At 65.9% G+C, this 15,093-nt stretch carries 10 protein-coding genes; 2 read left to right on the forward strand and 8 right to left on the reverse strand.

From position 1 onward, the window contains the following. Positions 1 to 19 precede the first annotated feature (19 nt). The 7 genes from ACYVKQ_RS18150 to ACYVKQ_RS18180 all read right to left on the reverse strand — a co-directional run bounded on the left by ACYVKQ_RS18150 (position 20) and on the right by ACYVKQ_RS18180 (position 11,698). A complete protein-coding gene (locus ACYVKQ_RS18150; RefSeq protein WP_460676768.1) occupies positions 20 to 517 on the reverse strand; it encodes a SixA phosphatase family protein in 498 nt (165 codons plus the stop codon). Between the two features lie 159 nt (positions 518 to 676). After that, the gene (locus ACYVKQ_RS18155; protein ID WP_460676769.1) at positions 677 to 2,389 is read right to left on the reverse strand and encodes a GEVED domain-containing protein; all 1,713 of its coding nucleotides are present in this window, start codon (positions 2,387 to 2,389) and stop codon (positions 677 to 679) included. A gap of 353 nt (positions 2,390 to 2,742) precedes the next feature. Further along, positions 2,743 to 4,011, reverse strand: coding sequence for a M43 family zinc metalloprotease (locus ACYVKQ_RS18160; protein ID WP_460676770.1), 1,269 nt, complete (start codon positions 4,009 to 4,011; stop codon positions 2,743 to 2,745). A gap of 218 nt (positions 4,012 to 4,229) precedes the next feature. After that, positions 4,230 to 5,594, reverse strand: a complete 1,365-nt coding sequence (hflX, locus tag ACYVKQ_RS18165; protein ID WP_460676771.1) for a GTPase HflX — start codon at positions 5,592 to 5,594, stop codon at positions 4,230 to 4,232. A 91-nt stretch (positions 5,595 to 5,685) separates the two neighbouring features. Then, entirely contained in the window at positions 5,686 to 6,561 is an 876-nt protein-coding gene (locus ACYVKQ_RS18170) for a GNAT family N-acetyltransferase (protein WP_460676772.1), read from the reverse strand. 86 nt (positions 6,562 to 6,647) lie between these two features. Then, positions 6,648 to 9,056 (reverse strand): glycoside hydrolase family 2 protein, encoded by a 2,409-nt coding sequence (locus ACYVKQ_RS18175; protein WP_460676773.1) that lies wholly within the window; start codon positions 9,054 to 9,056, stop codon positions 6,648 to 6,650. A 5-nt stretch (positions 9,057 to 9,061) separates the two neighbouring features. After that, positions 9,062 to 11,698 carry a cellulase family glycosylhydrolase gene (locus tag ACYVKQ_RS18180; protein WP_460676774.1) on the reverse strand — a complete coding sequence of 879 codons (2,637 nt, stop codon included), beginning with the start codon at positions 11,696 to 11,698 and terminating at the stop codon, positions 9,062 to 9,064. Positions 11,699 to 11,867: 169 nt separating this feature from the next. Here ACYVKQ_RS18180 and ACYVKQ_RS18185 point away from each other — a divergent pair, with 169 nt between their 5' ends. Together ACYVKQ_RS18185 and rfbC are read left to right on the forward strand one after the other, a co-directional pair. Next, complete coding sequence (locus ACYVKQ_RS18185) at positions 11,868 to 13,010, forward strand: glycosyltransferase family 4 protein (RefSeq protein ID WP_460676775.1); 1,143 nt, start codon at positions 11,868 to 11,870, stop codon at positions 13,008 to 13,010. Positions 13,011 to 13,055: 45 nt separating this feature from the next. Continuing rightward, on the forward strand, positions 13,056 to 13,601 hold the full coding sequence (gene rfbC / locus ACYVKQ_RS18190; protein ID WP_460676776.1) for a dTDP-4-dehydrorhamnose 3,5-epimerase: 546 nt from the start codon (positions 13,056 to 13,058) through the stop codon (positions 13,599 to 13,601). Between the two features lie 88 nt (positions 13,602 to 13,689). Here rfbC and ACYVKQ_RS18195 read toward each other — a convergent pair whose 3' ends face one another. After that, entirely contained in the window at positions 13,690 to 14,991 is a 1,302-nt protein-coding gene (locus ACYVKQ_RS18195) for a UDP-N-acetylmuramoyl-tripeptide--D-alanyl-D-alanine ligase (RefSeq protein ID WP_460676777.1), read from the reverse strand. Positions 14,992 to 15,093: the final 102 nt, after the last annotated feature.

Raw genomic sequence — 15,093 nt, forward strand, 5'->3', positions numbered from 1 at the left:
CCATTCAGCCATTCAGCCATTAATCTTCGTGATTTTTGGGCGAGTCGTGGAAGTACAGTTCGGCGTTGGTACGGTGCACGTCGGCCCATCGGTCGGCTTGAAAGTGCAGGCATACGATGGCCGCCGTGCCCATTTCGTTTACCGGGCTCGGCGACAGCGCATTGGCGACGTCAGTAATGGTCGGGTTGTGGCCCACCAGCAGCACCGATTCGGCCTCGTCGGGCAGCTCGTGCACGATGTCCACCAGCCGGTCCAGGTCAGCCGCGTAAATGCCATCGAGTACGTGCACGCGCTCGGGCGGGTACTGCAGCTCCTTGGCCACCAGGGCCGCAGTGCTGAGCGCGCGCACGGCCGGGCTGCTCACCAGCAGGTCCAGGCGGATGTTGCGCGCCACCAGGGCCTGACCCATGTGGGGCGCATCGGTGCGGCCGCGGTTGTTCAGCGGGCGTTCTTTGTCGCTCAGCCCATCGAAATTCCAGCTCGATTTGGCGTGGCGCATCAGATACAGAATCTTCATCGGGATGCGGGGTAGGTAGCGGGCTTCTTTACTGAAGCCCGCCGAAAATAGTTATTCGGGCTTGGCGGCGCTGAAAAAGAAAACCCGTTCCGCCGCAGGGCGAAACGGGTTTTCAGGACCGGAAGCTGCCGGCAGCCGACGCTACCGGCAGCGCCGGGTTTATTGCTTCACGAAACGCTGGTGCACCACCGTGGCCCCGTCGGTGAGGCGCAGGGTGTACACGCCGGCCGGCAGGCTGTTGACCTCCAGCATGCCCGAGCCGTCGTAGCGGATCTGCTTCATGCTCGCGCCGCGGGCATCAAACACTTCCACCTGCACGTCGGCCGCTTTGTGCTCGGCGGGCAACACCAGGTTCAGCACGTCGGCCGTGGGGTTCGGAAACAGCTTGTAATCGGCGGCCGTGGCCTTGGCCGATTCGCTGGTGCGCAGGCCCCCCGAAATGGTAATGGAGTAATCCTCCGTTTCGCCGTAGCTGTAGGAGTTGCAGCTTGTCGTGGCCGAATTGTCGCTCATCACTACGCGCAGGCGGGTTTTGCCGCTTTTGGCCGTGCTGGGCACGGTAAAGGCGCTGCTCAGCGTGGTGCTGGCGCTGCTGCTGCGGCTGGCCACCAGCTCGCCCGCGTCCACGAAGTCGCCGTCCTGGTTGTAGTCGATGTAGATTTTCCAGTACTCGGTGTACGCCGAGCCGGAGAAACCGGCCGAGTAGTAGATGGTCTGGGCCGAGCCGGCCGTTACCGTGGTGCCCAGGGCCGTGCCGTCGTAGTAGCCGGCGTTGGCGCCCGAGCTGCGGTTGATGGAGCCCAGCTGTACCAGGTCAACCCACTCGTAGCCGACGTTCGAGCCCTTGGAGGCGCAGTAAGTCGGGGTGGTGGGCGTAGGCGTGGTGCCGCCGGGCGCCGTGCCGCCCACCGAGGTCAGCAAACCGGCGCGGGCGCCGCCAGTGGCAAACAGCGCGTTCATGCGCGAGGACTGCCCGGTGGAGAACATGTACATGCCCGCGTCATCGGTGTAGTCCATGTAGTTCATGAACATGTCGCTGGTGTTCGAGCACGAAGGCTGCGGGTAGGTCGGCAGACCGTAGTTCTGGTCGGCTTGGTTGGGCGTATCCGATACGTTGTCGGTGCCGGTGCACGCGGTGCCGTCGTCCCCCCAGATGTGGTTCAGGTTCAGCCAGTGGCCCACTTCGTGCGTGCCCGTACGGCCGAGGTTAAACGGGGCCTGCGCCGAGCCGCCCTTGCCGAAAGCCGTGGTCAGGATAACCACGCCGTCGGTAGCGGCCGGCCCGCCGGGGAATTGCGCGTAGCCCAATATGCCGCCCGACAGGTTACATACCCACAGGTTGAGGTACTTGCTCGCGTTCCACGCATCCAGGCCGCCGCTGCTGGCGCGCTTCATCTGGTCGTCGGTGCCCCAGGAGGTGCGGGTGGTTTGCTTCCGCTCGATGCCGGTGGTAGCGGCGCCGGTCGGCGTCTGTTTGGCCAGCACAAACTGAATGCCGACGTTGGCCACCAAGCCGGCGAAGGCGGCCGGGGTCTTGGTGTAGTCGGGGTTGGTTTTGTTGAAGTCTTGGTTCAGCACATCCAACTGCGACTGAATCTGCGCGTCCGAAATGTTCTGGGCGGCCGTGTTGTAAAGCACGTGCACCACCACCGGAATGGTCACCACGGCGTTGGTGCGTTGGGCTGCCTGCGGATCGTTTTGGAATGCTTTGGTCTGGGCCTCGATGGCCGCGCGACGCAGCGCCAAGCTGGGGTCAGCGGCGAGCTGGGCATTCAGGCTCTCAACGGTAGCGCACTTGCGGAGCGTCTGCGCCTCGGCAGTAGAGGTCAGGAGCCCTAGGCACGCCAAGGCAGCGTAAAGGGTTTGCTTCATGTAAACGGTGGTTTGGTAGTGGAAAAAAGGGAATGGAAAAAGAGCAGGCTCTGACTGGCAATTTTTAAAATTATAGCGCTGCTAACAAGCGTTTGTTGCAATATTTTGCCGTAAAAGCAATTATTATTGCGATTCAATAAAAATAAGTTTGATGCCGGCAATAAAAATGTACTTTTGTGCTGGCTTAAAATTGTTATAATTATTTTATTTATAATTTGCACTAATGAAGCTGTCTTGATTGTCTCTGATGGGCAGGGGTTTAGGACAATATGCCGGCCTCGGCGCCTTTCTGTAATCAAAAAAGCCCATCCAAGCAGGATGGGCTTTTTCTACTATATCTGGAGCAGCAGCCGCTACTCTTTCACGAAGTTTTTCTGGACGGTGTTCTGCCCATCGTTGATGGCAATGCGGTAGAGCCCTTTGTTCAGGCTGTGTACGTCGAGTTGACCGGTGGCCGCGTTGTAGCGCACGCCCTTCATCAGCTGACCGTGGATGTCGTACACCTGCACCGAAGCAGCGTGTGAGGCGCGGGCTGCATCGGTCAGGTTCAGGACCGTGGTGGCCGGGTTCGGGTACAGCGAGTACGTGGTGGCCGTAGCCACCGTGCGCGGCGCGATGCCGCCGTTGGACGTCACGAGCGAAGCGCGGGCACCACCCGAGGCAAACAGCGCGTTCATGCGCGACGACTGGCCCGCCGTGAACATGTACATGCAGGCATCATAGGTGTAATCCATGTAGTTCATCGACATGTCGCCCTGGTTGCCGCAGCTCACCTTCGGGAAGGTGGGGCAGCCGCCGTTGCTGGTTTGCTGGGTGGGCGTGTCCGCCACCAGGTCGTTGCCGCAGGTGGCATCGCCCCAGATGTGGCGCAGGTTCAGCCAGTGGCCTACTTCGTGCGTGGCCGTGCGGCCCTTGTTGTAGTTCGAGGCCGTGCCGCCGGGTACCGAGGAGTACAAGCAAACCACACCATCGGTAGCGGCCGGCCCGCCGGGGAACTGTGCGTAGCCGAGCAGGCCCTGGCCCAAGTTGCAGAGCCACAGGTTCAGGTACTTCTCGCGGGGCCAGGCGTCGCTGCCGCCCTTGCTCGAGTACTTTACGAAGTCGTTCGAGCTGAACGAGCGGGTTTTGGTCGACTTGCGCACCACGCCGGTGGTGGGGGCACCGTTCGGGTCGCGCTGGGCCAGCACAAACTGAATGTTGGTGTTGGCGGCCAGGCCCGCGTAGAGGGCCGGCGTGTTGGCCGCATCGGCGTTCATTTTGGCGAAGTCTTCGTTCAGCACCCGAATCTGGGCGTCGATCTGCGACTGCGGCACGTTCTGGGCGGCCGTGTTGTACACCACGTGCACCACCACCGGGATGGTCACCACGGCGTTGGTGCGGTTCATGGCCGGGCTGGCCACGAAATTGCGGGTTTGGGCTTCAATGGCGGCCATGCGCTGACCCATGGCCGGGTCGGCGGCCACCTGAGCGGCCAGTACTTCCATGGCGGCGCACTGGCGGCCAGCCAGGGCTTCCAGGCCGGGCTTGGTGGACAGGCTCCGGTATTGATCCTGGGCGGTAGCCGACAGGCTGGCGAGCAAACCCAGGCCGCTAAGGGTGAGAGCGTAGAGCGTTTTTTTCATACGGTGGTTTGGTTGTAAGGTGAGTCTTTTGTCAATTGACGAAATGCTCTACAGAATCGCAAAAAAATGGTTGCAATTTTTTCAATTCATCAATATTGATATTGTTGAAATACAGATTATTAAAATTAGTGCAAGTGGAAAATCAACAAAAAAGAGCCGCTCCAACTGGAACGACTCTTTTAATAAAATATAACTAAACCAAGGAGTGTGTAACGCCGCTATGCTTCTTCGGCGAAGGCGTTTGGGTCAGCAAAGGGCGGGTTGCCAGGGTATTGCTGCTCGTATAGGTTGCGCAAGTGACGTACCAGCATGGCGCGCAGTTCATCAATATTCTCCCGCTCCTGGGCCGAGATGAAAATGACCGGGTCGTGGAGGCGCGCCATGTACGTGCTCTTGAGCTGTTCCAGCGAGGGGCGCTGCTGCACGTCGTCGGCGTGGTGCAGGTCCTCGTCGTGGTCGGGCTCCACCGCGTGCAGGTGGGCAGCCGGGTCCACGCTGGCCGTGTACTGGTCGATTTTGTTGAACACCAGGATGGTCGGCTTCTCGGCCGCGCCGATGTCCTTGAGCGTGTCGTTGACCACCTGAATGTGCTCCTCGAACATGGGGTGCGAGATGTCTACTACGTGCAGCAGCAGGTCGGCCTCCCGGATTTCGTCCAGCGTCGACTTGAAGCTCTCGATCAGGCGGGTGGGCAGCTTGCGGATAAAGCCGACGGTGTCGGAGAGCAGGAAGGGCACGTTTTCGAACACCACCTTGCGCACCGTTGAGTCGAGGGTGGCGAAGAGCTTGTTTTCGGCAAACACGTCGGCGCGGCTGAGCAGGTTCATCAGCGTACTCTTGCCCACGTTGGTGTAGCCCACCAGGGCCACGCGCAGAATGCCGGTGCGGGCCTTGCGCTGGGTCTGGTTTTGCTTGTCGAAGTCCTTGAGCTGTTCCTTGAGCAGGGTTATCCGGTCGCGCACCACGCGGCGGTCCGTCTCGATTTCTCGTTCGCCCGGGCCGCGCATGCCCACGCCGCCGCGCTGGCGCTCCAAGTGGGTCCAGAGGCCGGTGAGGCGGGGCAGCAGGTACTGGTACTGGGCCAGCTCCACCTGGGTGCGGGCCGTGGCCGTCTTGGCGCGCTGGGCGAAGATGTCGATGATGAGCAGGGTCCGGTCGAGGATTTTGACCTTCAGCTCCTTTTCCAGGTTGCGCAGCTGCGAGGGCGACAGGTCATCGTCGAAAATGACCATGCTGGTGCCGTGGTGCTGCACGTAAGCGCGGATTTCCTCCAGCTTGCCCGAGCCGACGAAGGTGCGGATGTCGGGCTTTTCGAGCTTCTGAATAAAGCGCTTGGTGGGCACGGTGCCGGCCGTTTCCGTCAGAAAGGCCAGCTCGTCGAGGTATTCGGTGGTCAGGGCGTTGTCCTGGCGCTTGTCGGGTACGGCCACCAGCACCGCGGTTTCGGCCTCGGCGGCGGTTTCGTAGGTAGCGTCTTTGTTGCCTTTGGCCAGGATGCGGCCCACGCGCCCTTTCACCCCGTCGGTGGCGCCGGGGTGGCGGGTGCTGTTTTGGCCGCGTTTGGAAGAGGGTCGGTTACCCATAGCTGCGAGTTGAGAAAAAAGAAGCCGGCCGCTCGGCTGGCTTCTGCGGGTAGCATACGGTAAAGGTAGCGCGGAGGTGGCCGGCCCGGGCTTACCGCAGCGTGAGGCTGTAGGCGGCCACCTGCTCAATCTGCTCCGGGGTGAGCTGGTCCTTGAAGGCGGGCATGTTGCCCAGACCGTTCGTGACCATGTACACGCGGCCCATCTGGTTGAGGTTGCTCTTGGTCAGGTCGTGGGCGCCGTTCAGGCCCAGCTTGCCGTTGGCGCCGTGGCAAAGGACGCAGTTCTGCTCGAACAGGGCCTTGCCGGCATCGACGACGGGCGCGGCTGCGGCCGCCGGAGCCGCGGCGGGCTGCGTGGCGGCGGGCTTGTCGGCCTCGCCGCAGCTGCTCAGGCCCAGCAACAGGGCCAGGCCGGCCGCCAGCAGGGGCGAGGCCGCCGGTACCGCGGCGGGGCGCAGGCCAGCCCACTGCCACACCTCGCCCGCGTCGGGGTCGAGCACGGGGCCCTGCAGCTGCAGCCCGGCTTTTTCGAGCACCCGGCAGGTGGCGGTGCGCACGGGCAGGGTAAGGGCTGTCACGCGGCGCACCTCGGGGTGCCCGAAGGCGTAGTCCACCAGCGCCCGCGCCGCCTCGGTGGCCAGCCCCTGGCCGCGGTAGGCAGCCGTGAGGCTGTAGCCGATTTCGACGCTGCCCTGCTCGTCGGGGCGGCCCTTGAAGCCCGCCATCCCGATGAGCTGCTGCGCCTCGCGGTGCACCAGCAGGTACATCCACCAACCCCGCAGCTCGGGCTGCCGGCGCAGGTGGCGGTAGCCGGGGGCCAGCGCGGCTTGGGCTTCTTCCGACCCCGGCCAACCCGCTTCGGCCGCCACGCCCAGCACGGCGGCCAGTACGTGGTGGCCGGCCAGCGCTGCCTCGAAGTGGGCCGGGGTGCAAGGAATCAGGTGCAGGCGCGGGGTTTCGAGCATGGGGCAAGGGGTGATGGTACGGCCCGCAAAGGTACGACGGACCAGCGGCCTGCTGGGCCCACACATCCGGCCCAGCCGCCGGAGTGCTAGCGCACCGGGATGTCCAGCGTAGCCGGCGTCAAGCCATCGGCGGTAGCGGTGAGGCGCACGGTGCCGCGGCCCTGGCCGGCGCGGAGCAATGCGCTGGCCGTACCGGCTTCGGCGGGCACGGGGCTGGGGCCCAGCAGCTCGGCCGGTCCCTCGGCCACGAAGCGCACGGCCGGGCTGGCCTGGGGCACGGGCTCCCCGTTGGCGTCTACCACGGTGGCGTACACGAACACCGCGTCGTTCTGGCCCGCCGTCAGGTCGCGGCCGCTGCGGTCGTAGCGCAGGGCGAGGCGCGCCGGCGCGCCGGGCGTGCGGCGCTCGGTTTCGGCCACGCGCTTGCCGCCCTGGTAGGCCACGGCCCGCAGCGTGCCCGGCGTGAAGGTAGGCAGCGTGAAGGTGAACGGTGGGTGCGCCAGCCGGTCGGCATACGCGTTGCGGTCGGGTTTCTGGCGGGCCACAGGCTGCCCGTTCAGCAGCAGCTCCACCTCCTCGGCGTTGCTGTACACCACCACTTCCTTCGAGGACGTGGGCAGCCAGTAGTTGGCAATGTACACCATGGGCCGGCCGAAGCCGTGGCGGTCGGTGGCGGAGCCGTACTGGCTCTGGTAGAAGTAGTAGGCAAACTTGGGCACGCGGAAGATGTCGGCCACGCCCGACGACTCGATGTCCGGGGCGTAGCCGCGCAGGTAGTCGAACATCAGCCAGTTGGCGTCGCCCACGGCCGGGCCGCGGAAGTTGTCGTTGTGCGCTTCCTGGAAGTTCAAGGCCTGTTGCGCCAGGGCCCGCTCGCCCTGCCCGCGCAGCTGCCGCGAGGTGCGCTCGGCGGCTTTCAGGCCCTCGTAGGCTTTCTGGTTGAAGCCCGCGTTCTGGGCGTAGTACTCCCAGTCGCCGTACTCGCAGAGCAGGATGGGCCGGCCCTTGCTGTACTTGTTCCAGTAGTCGGGCGCCTTGGCGTGCTGCCGGGCCGGGATGAACACGTCGTAGGCGTAATCCATCCACCCGCAGGTGTACACGCCTTCCTTGAACGGCAGCTCCTCGTGCACGATGCGGTGGGCCTCGTCCATGAACGGCTTGCTCATGCCCGTCTCGTTCAGGGCCGCTTCCCAGAGCACGACGCTCGGGTGGTTCCGGTCGCGGCGCACCATGTCGCGCACGTTCTGCAGGCTGTTGCGCTGAAAGGCCGCGTCGCCGAAAAACTGCCAGCCCGGAATGGCGTCCATCACCAGGATGCCCAGCTCGTCGCAGGCCTGCAGGAAGGCGGGCGCGGGCGGGTAGTGGGAGCAGCGCACGAAGTTGAAGCCCGCCTCGCGGATTTTCCACGCGTCGCGGTACTGCATGGCGTCGGAGAGGGCGTAGCCCAGGTAGGGGTACTCTTGGTGGCGGTTGGTGCCGCGCAGGCGCAGCTTCTGCCCGTTCAGGTAAAAGCCGTCCGGGGCAAAGCGGATGCTGCGCACGCCGGTGGTCAGCTCCTGCCGGTCGAGCACCTGCCCGCCCTGCCGCACTTCCACCGTGAGGCGGTACAGGTAGGGCTGCTCCGGCGACCAGAGCCGGGGCTGGTTGACGCTGATCTGCTGCACCACCCGGCCGAAGGAGCCGGGCGGCACGTCGGCCAGGTCCTGGGTGCTCTGGCCTACCTCGCGGCCTCGCTCATCGCGCAGCACGGCGCGCACCTGCAGGCTTTGGGCCGTGGAGTGGTCGTTCTGCACCTCGGTTTGCACGCGCAGGGTGGCCGCCTCGGGCGTGATGCCGCCGTAGCTCACGAACATACCGCCACCAGCCGTGCGCCCGGCCTGCACCGGATCGGTGATGTGCAGCGGGGCCTTGGTGCGCAGTTCCACCGTGCGGTACAGGCCGTGGTAGAAGTTGAAGTCGAGTTCCTTGAGTGGTTTGCCGGGCGGCACCGCCGGGTCGTCCTGGTTGTTGAGGCGCACCAGCAGGCAGTTGTCCTGATCGGGCCGGAGCTTGCCCGTCAGGTTTACTTCGAAGGGCAAGTAGCCGCCTACGTGGCGCTGCAGTCGCTGGCCGTTCAGGTACACGTCGGCCGTGTGCATGGCCGCGCCGAAATGCACGGTTACGCGCTGATTTGGCGCAGCCGGGGCCCGAAAAAACTTCCGGTAAAAGCCGATGCCCTGCCACTGGCGCTGCCCGGTGGCTATGGGCTCCAGCTGCGCCGTGTGCGGCAGCGAAACCGGCGCCCAGCCGTCTGCGCCGCCGGCCGCAAACAGCGCCGGCGTGATGGTCGTGTCGCGGTCCTTCACGAACTGCCAGTCCTGGGTGAAATCCTGGCTACCCAGGGCCGGGGCCAGCGGCGCGGCCGCCTGGGGCATCTGGCTGCTGGTGCACTGGCCAAACGCGGCCGTCAGCAGCAGGCCGGTGGCGGCCCAGAGAACATGCGGGAATCGGGGCATAACGCTTACTGAAGCTGGACGGATTCAATGTCGACGTGCACGGGCGAGCCGGCGGCCGGGCCGTCCACGATTACCTGCAGCACCTCGGCATCGGCGAGGCGCAGCTGGGCGGGCTGGCTGGCCGGCTGAAAATGCAGGGGCAAAAAGCCGGGGTAGGGGCGGGGTGTGATGAGCAGGGGCGCCGGGCGTAGCGCCGCCAGCGGAATGCGCACGGTCTGCCACTCCGTAGTCAGTGGTAGCGGGGCCGCGTAGGCCGCCGCGTCCTTGGTGACGAGCAGCACCTGCACGCGGGCGGCCGGCTGGCTGCTGCGGGCGCGCACCAGTAGCTCCCGGGCGCCGGGCAGCGCTTCGGCGCGGGCCTGAAGCTGGTCGGCGAAGTAGGCCCGCAGGCTCACGGCCGGGGCCGATGCCCCGGTTTCGAACGGAGCAGCGGCCGGCGTTTTGGGCACCGGCACCACCAGCCGCAGGGCCAGCTCCCCGGCGGGCGTGGTCACGTAATCGGCCCAGCCCGAGAAGGCGTTTTCGGTACCGCGCACTTCCACGCGGCGCTGGTCGTGGGCGGCCCGGAACAGCGGCAACGGGCTGCCCGCCGTCACAATCGGTACGGCCCAGTGCTCCTGGGAATAAAAGTCCCAGTCGGAGGGCTGCCCGGCCACGCTGCCGGGGAACGTCAGTGCATAGGGCAGGCCTTTCGACTTATCATGTGGCTTCAGCACCACCCAGTAGCGCAGCTGGCCGGGGTACAGTAGCTCGGCGGGCACGGTGGCTTCGGCCGTGGTGAGGCTGCGGCGCGTCATCGGCAGGCGGCGGGTGCGGCCGTAGAAATGCTGCGCCACCAGCAGCAGGCTATCCTGCGGGCCGGCACCGGCCACCTGCACCTGCAGCCGCAACGGCTGGCCCGCCGTGACCTGGGCCGGCGGCGTCGAGCGCACCGTCGGCACCGGCTGCGCGGTCGGCTGGTCGGACGTGGGCAGCGGGGCCACGTATTCGCGCAGTCCGAGGGCGCCCACCTGCGCATCCTGCGTTATCCACTTCGCGGCATCCTGGTCGCGCGCCGTGAGCAGATAGGAGCCGGGGAGTACGGTCAGGGCGCCGGCCTGCGCCTGCTGCTGCGGGCGGTTGCCCTGGTTGAGGCAGCGCAGCGCGAAAGCCGGCCCCAGGTCGGGCAGCTGCACCCGCAGCGGCTGCTCGTTCCACCGAATGCTGGTCATGGCCTTGCGCAGCGAAGCCGTTTCGAACGGGTCGTGCAACGGTACCGCGTCGGGCAGCACTTCCAGGCGCCACACGCCGGGCGCCAGCCGGTCGAGAAAATACGCGCCGGTGCCGCCGTACGTCACCACCGGCGAGGAGCCCACCCCGGCCAGGTGCCGCAGCTTCGCCAGCTTTTTCGGCTGGGTACGGGTGTTGTTGGTGTAGTAAAACTCCTCGTCGGTGTTCATTTCGCTGAGCTGCTCGCGGTAACTCACGCGGAAGGCCCCGAACGCCGAGTCGGCGGGGTAGCGGCGAAACTGCTGGCCGCGGCCCGCCTGCCGGAACACCTTGCCCGCAATGAGCAGGCTCAGGGCCTTGGCCGGGGTGTAAGCCAGGTTCAGGTAGTGCGTCTGGTACTCGGTGTTGTAGGGCGCAATGGCCAGCGGGTCGTAGGCAAACTGCGTGGCCCACTGAAAGCCCGCCTCGCGGAAGCTGCGCGCCATCAGTGGGTACATGATGGGCTGCAGCACGTCGGCCGACTCGAACTCGTACACCATCTTGGCCCGTCGCCGGAAGCGCGGGTCGTTGCGGTACGGAATGGGGTAGTGGTCCACGTAGGGCAGCAGGTTACCGCGCAGCTCGTGCCCGCTCACCAGGCCCTGCGGGTACCACTGAAAGGTGAGTCCGTCCACATCGGCGTCGAGGATGGCCTCGTGCACGGCGTAGTTTTCGGCGATGTTGTAGAAGATGGGCTTCTGCAAGCCCGTGGCGCGCATGGCCCGCACCATGCGGTTGGCAAAGTCCGTTACCTGCGCCTTGGGCTCGTGGTAGCGCGGCTCGTTGCACACCTCAAAGGCGATGATGTCGGGGTCTTCGCGGTTGAGCAGCTTGGTGTAGGGGTTTTGGTGGTTCAGAAACTGCGTCAGGTAGTTTTCCTGCGCCCGAATGGCCCGCGGGTTCACGTAGGCTTCGGCCTTGGAGTAGATGCTGGAAAAGCCGGTGCCGGTGTCAGGCTCGGGGTAGCCGTTGTTCCAGTAAGCAATGGGCGTGAGAATGGTCTTGATGCCGCGCTGCTTGAGCTGGGCCAGCAGAAAGTCGAGCAGGCGCAGGTGCTCGTTCTGCTGCAGGTTGCCCGCCGTGTCGGTGATTTCCACGTCCCACACGTGCACCCGGAAGGCGTCCACGCCGAGGCGGGCCAGGTGGTACACGTCCTGCCGGATGGCCTGCTCCGGGTCGGCGCCGACGACCTTGTGGGCCCGGTAGGCGTGGGCAAACGGCGCGGTGTAGTTCACGCCGAACAGGGCCACCTCCTCGCGCGAGCCGGCCCAGCGCAGCACGCCTGCCTTGTCGACGTACACCCCGGCGGGGGCACTACGCCGCTGGGCCTGGGCTGCCGGGGGCACGAAGGGCAGGCTGAACAAAAGCAGGAGAAGCAGGCGAAGGGTTGGCATGGCAAGAGCGGAAAAAGCGGGTTCTGGCATACGAGTGCGGGCCCGGCCGGGGCGAAAGTAGCACCCGACCCGCCAAGCAGCCGGGCTGCTCATCGCCCGCTGGCTACCGGCGGAGCGCCAGGAGCTTCCTACCTTTGCGGCCCGGCGCCCAACCCGCGCCGGCTTTTTTATGCGCGTCGCCATCGTCATCAACACCAGCTGGAACATCTGGAATTTCCGCCGCAACCTCGTGCGCGCCCTGCAGCAGGCCGGCCACGAGGTGCTGGCCATTGCCCCGCCCGATGACTACTCCCAGCGGCTCGAAACCGAGCTGGGGTGCCGCTACGTGCCGATTCTGATGGAAAACAAGGGCACCAATCCCCTCAAGGATGCCCAGCTCACCAAGCGCTTCTACGACCTGTACCGCCGCGAGCGGCCCGACGTCATCCTGCACTACACCATCAAGCCTAACATCTACGGCACGCTGGCGGCCAAGCTCGCGGGTATTCCCTGCGCCAACAACGTCTCAGGCCTGGGCACGGTGTTTATCGTGCAAAACCTGGTGAGCAAGATTGCCCTCGGCCTGTACCGCTTCGCCTTCCGCTTTCCCAAGCGCGTGTTTTTCCAGAACGGCGACGACCGGCAGCTGTTTCTGCAGCACGGGCTGGTGCGCCCGGAAATCACCGACCTGGTGCCCGGCTCCGGCATCGACGTGGACAAGTTCCGCCCCGACCCCGAGGCGCCCGCGCGCCACGAGCCATTCACCTTCCTCATGATTGCCCGCGTGCTCTACGAAAAAGGCGTGGAGGAGTACTTCGAGGCGGCCCGGCTGGTGCGCGAGGCCGTGCCCGGCACCCGCATCCAGCTGCTCGGCGGCATCGATGAGTCGGGCGGGGTGGGCGTGAAGCGCGTCGTGTTCGACGAGTGGATGCAGGCCGGGCACGTGGAATACCTCGGTACCTCCGACGACGTGCCCGCCCACATCCGCCAGGCCGATTGCGTGGTGCTGCCCTCGTACCGCGAAGGCACGCCCAAAACCCTGCTCGAAGCCGCCGCCCTGGGCAAGCCCCTGGTCACCACCGACGTGCCTGGCTGCCGCGAAACCGTGGTCGACGGCCACAACGGCTACCTCTGCCAGGCGCGCTCCGCCCCCGATCTGGCCGCCAAAATGCTGCAGGTGCTGCGCCTGCCCGACGCCGAGCTGCGCCGCCTGGGCCAGGCTTCGCGCCAGCTGGCCGAAACCAAGTTTGACGAGCGGCTGGTGCTGGACAAGTACCTGCGCACGGTCGCCGAAATTGGCCGGCCGAAAGCCCCGGCGCCCGTGCGTGCGTAAGCACCCCGGCCGCGCCCTTCCCCTGATTTCTCCTTTGTATTCCCGATGGAAGTAATTCACAACCCGCTCAGCGGGGTTATCGAGCTGGTGCCGCGCGTGTTCGGCGACGCCCGCGGCACGTTCTTCGAATCGTTCAGCGCCCGGCTGCTGGCCGAAAAAGCCGGCATCCGCGAAGACTGGGTGCAGGACAACCAGTCCATTTCGGCCGCCGGCGTGCTGCGCGGCCTGCACTTCCAGCGTCCGCCCTTCGCCCAGGCCAAGCTGGTGCGCGTGGCCCGCGGCCGTGCCCTCGACGTGGTGGTGGACCTGCGCCGCGACTCGCCCACCTTCGGCCAGCACACGCAGGTGCTGCTCGACGCGGCCCGCGGCAACATGGTGTACGTGCCCGTCGGCTTCGCCCACGGCTTCCTCGCCCTCGACGACGACACCATCTTCCTCTACAAGTGTTCCAACTACTACCACCCGGCCTCCGAGGGCGGCCTGCTGTGGAACGACCCCGCCCTGGGCATCGACTGGGGCGTGGCCGAGCCCAACGTGTCGCCCAAAGACGAGATACTGCCGCGCCTGGCCGAGCTGGACAGCCCGTTTTGAATGGCTAAATGGCTGCATGGGTAAATGGCTGGCCGTCCAACGATTCGCCAGAGCGGCCAACCATTTAGCCATGCAGCCATTTAGCCATTTACAGCAGCTCCATCAGCGTTTCCAGGCCCATGCCGCGGGAGCCTTTCACCAGGACCAGGCGCTCCTGCAGCGGGTGCTCCCGCAGCCACGCGGCGGCCTGGGCCTTGGTGGCAAAGTGCCGGAAGCCGGGCCGCTGGGCGCGCTGCATCTCGGGGCCGACGAGCAGCACTTCGCCGAAACCCTGGCGGGCCAGCAGGTCGCCGAGGGCGTGGTGCTCGGCGGTGCTCTCGTCGCCGAGCTCAAACATGTCGCCGAGCACGGCCACCTTGCGCGCGGCCTCGCCGGGCCGGGCCGTGAGGCTGGCCAGCGCCGCCGCCATCGACGAAGGATTGGCGTTGTAAGCGTCGAGGATGACCTCGTTGCGCGCGGTGCGCACCAGCTGCGAGCGGTTGTTCTGCGGGTCGTAGGCGGCCAGGGCGGCGGCAATGTCGGCGGTGGGCACCTCGAAGTACGCGCCCACGGCGGCGGCGGCGGCCAGGTTCACGAAGTTGTAGGCCCCGGTAATGGCCGCCTCCACCGGCGTGCCGTCGAAGAGGCGCAGCACCACGCGCGGCGCGGCGGCCACCAGCTGGGCCGGGTAGGTGTCGGCGGGGCCGGGGTAGCTCACGCGGTTCGGCACCAGCCCGCCCAGCGCGGGCAGGCGCGCATCCTGCGTGTTCACGAAGGCTGTGCCGCCGGTTGCGGTCAGGTAGCGAAACAGCTCCGATTTGCCCTTGGCCACGCCTTCGATTCCACCAAAGCCTTCCAGGTGAGCCTTGCCGATGTTGGTGATGAGACCGTGGGTGGGCTCGGCGTAGCGGCAGTACGCGTCGATTTCGCCCTGGTGGTTGGCGCCCATTTCCACCACGGCCAGCTCGTGCGCCTCGGGCCGGATGCTGAGCAGCGTGAGCGGCACGCCGATGTGGTTGTTGAGGTTGCCGCGGGTGTACTGCACCCGGTAGCGGCGGCTGAGCACCGCGTTGAGCAGCTCCTTGGTGGTGGTTTTGCCGTTGGAGCCCGTCACGGCCAGCACCGGAATGCTGAGCTGCCGGCGGTGGTGCAGGGCCAGCTGCTGCAGCGCCACCAGCGTATCGGGCACGTAGCAGTAGCGCGCCGGGTCGGTGGCGGCCAGCGCCGCGTCGTCGACCACGGCAAAGCAGGCGCCCTTTTCCAGGGCCTGCGGGGCAAAATCAGCCCCGCGGAAAGAGGGCCCGTTCAGGGCCACGAACAGCGTCTGCTCCTGCGCCTGGCGGGTATCGGTGCTCACGGCGCGGCACTGCAGGTAGCGGGTGTACAAATCGGGAAGGGAAATCGGCGACATACCGGCGGGGTTGGCGTAAATTCGGGGAAGCGGAACCGATCGGCTTCGGCGCAAATTTTGCTATTTGTTCCGGCCTATTTCGTATTTGCTTCGTCACTTCGG

The sequence above is a fragment of the Hymenobacter coalescens genome (assembly GCF_054783195.1).

Bases quoted from the DNA above. Each gene is read 5' to 3' on its own strand.
- ACYVKQ_RS18170 (WP_460676772.1), bottom strand. From the start codon at position 6,561: ATGCTCGAAACCCCGCGCCTGCACCTGATTCCTTGCACCCCGGCCCAC.
- ACYVKQ_RS18185 (WP_460676775.1), top strand. From the start codon at position 11,868: ATGCGCGTCGCCATCGTCATCAACACCAGCTGGAACATCTGGAATTTC.
- ACYVKQ_RS18180 (WP_460676774.1), bottom strand. From the start codon at position 11,698: ATGCCAACCCTTCGCCTGCTTCTCCTGCTTTTGTTCAGCCTGCCCTTC.
- hflX (WP_460676771.1), bottom strand. From the start codon at position 5,594: ATGGGTAACCGACCCTCTTCCAAACGCGGCCAAAACAGCACCCGCCAC.
- ACYVKQ_RS18160 (WP_460676770.1), bottom strand. From the start codon at position 4,011: ATGAAAAAAACGCTCTACGCTCTCACCCTTAGCGGCCTGGGTTTGCTC.
- ACYVKQ_RS18195 (WP_460676777.1), bottom strand. From the start codon at position 14,991: ATGTCGCCGATTTCCCTTCCCGATTTGTACACCCGCTACCTGCAGTGC.
- rfbC (WP_460676776.1), top strand. From the start codon at position 13,056: ATGGAAGTAATTCACAACCCGCTCAGCGGGGTTATCGAGCTGGTGCCG.
- ACYVKQ_RS18155 (WP_460676769.1), bottom strand. From the start codon at position 2,389: ATGAAGCAAACCCTTTACGCTGCCTTGGCGTGCCTAGGGCTCCTGACC.
- ACYVKQ_RS18175 (WP_460676773.1), bottom strand. From the start codon at position 9,056: ATGCCCCGATTCCCGCATGTTCTCTGGGCCGCCACCGGCCTGCTGCTG.
- ACYVKQ_RS18150 (WP_460676768.1), bottom strand. From the start codon at position 517: ATGAAGATTCTGTATCTGATGCGCCACGCCAAATCGAGCTGGAATTTC.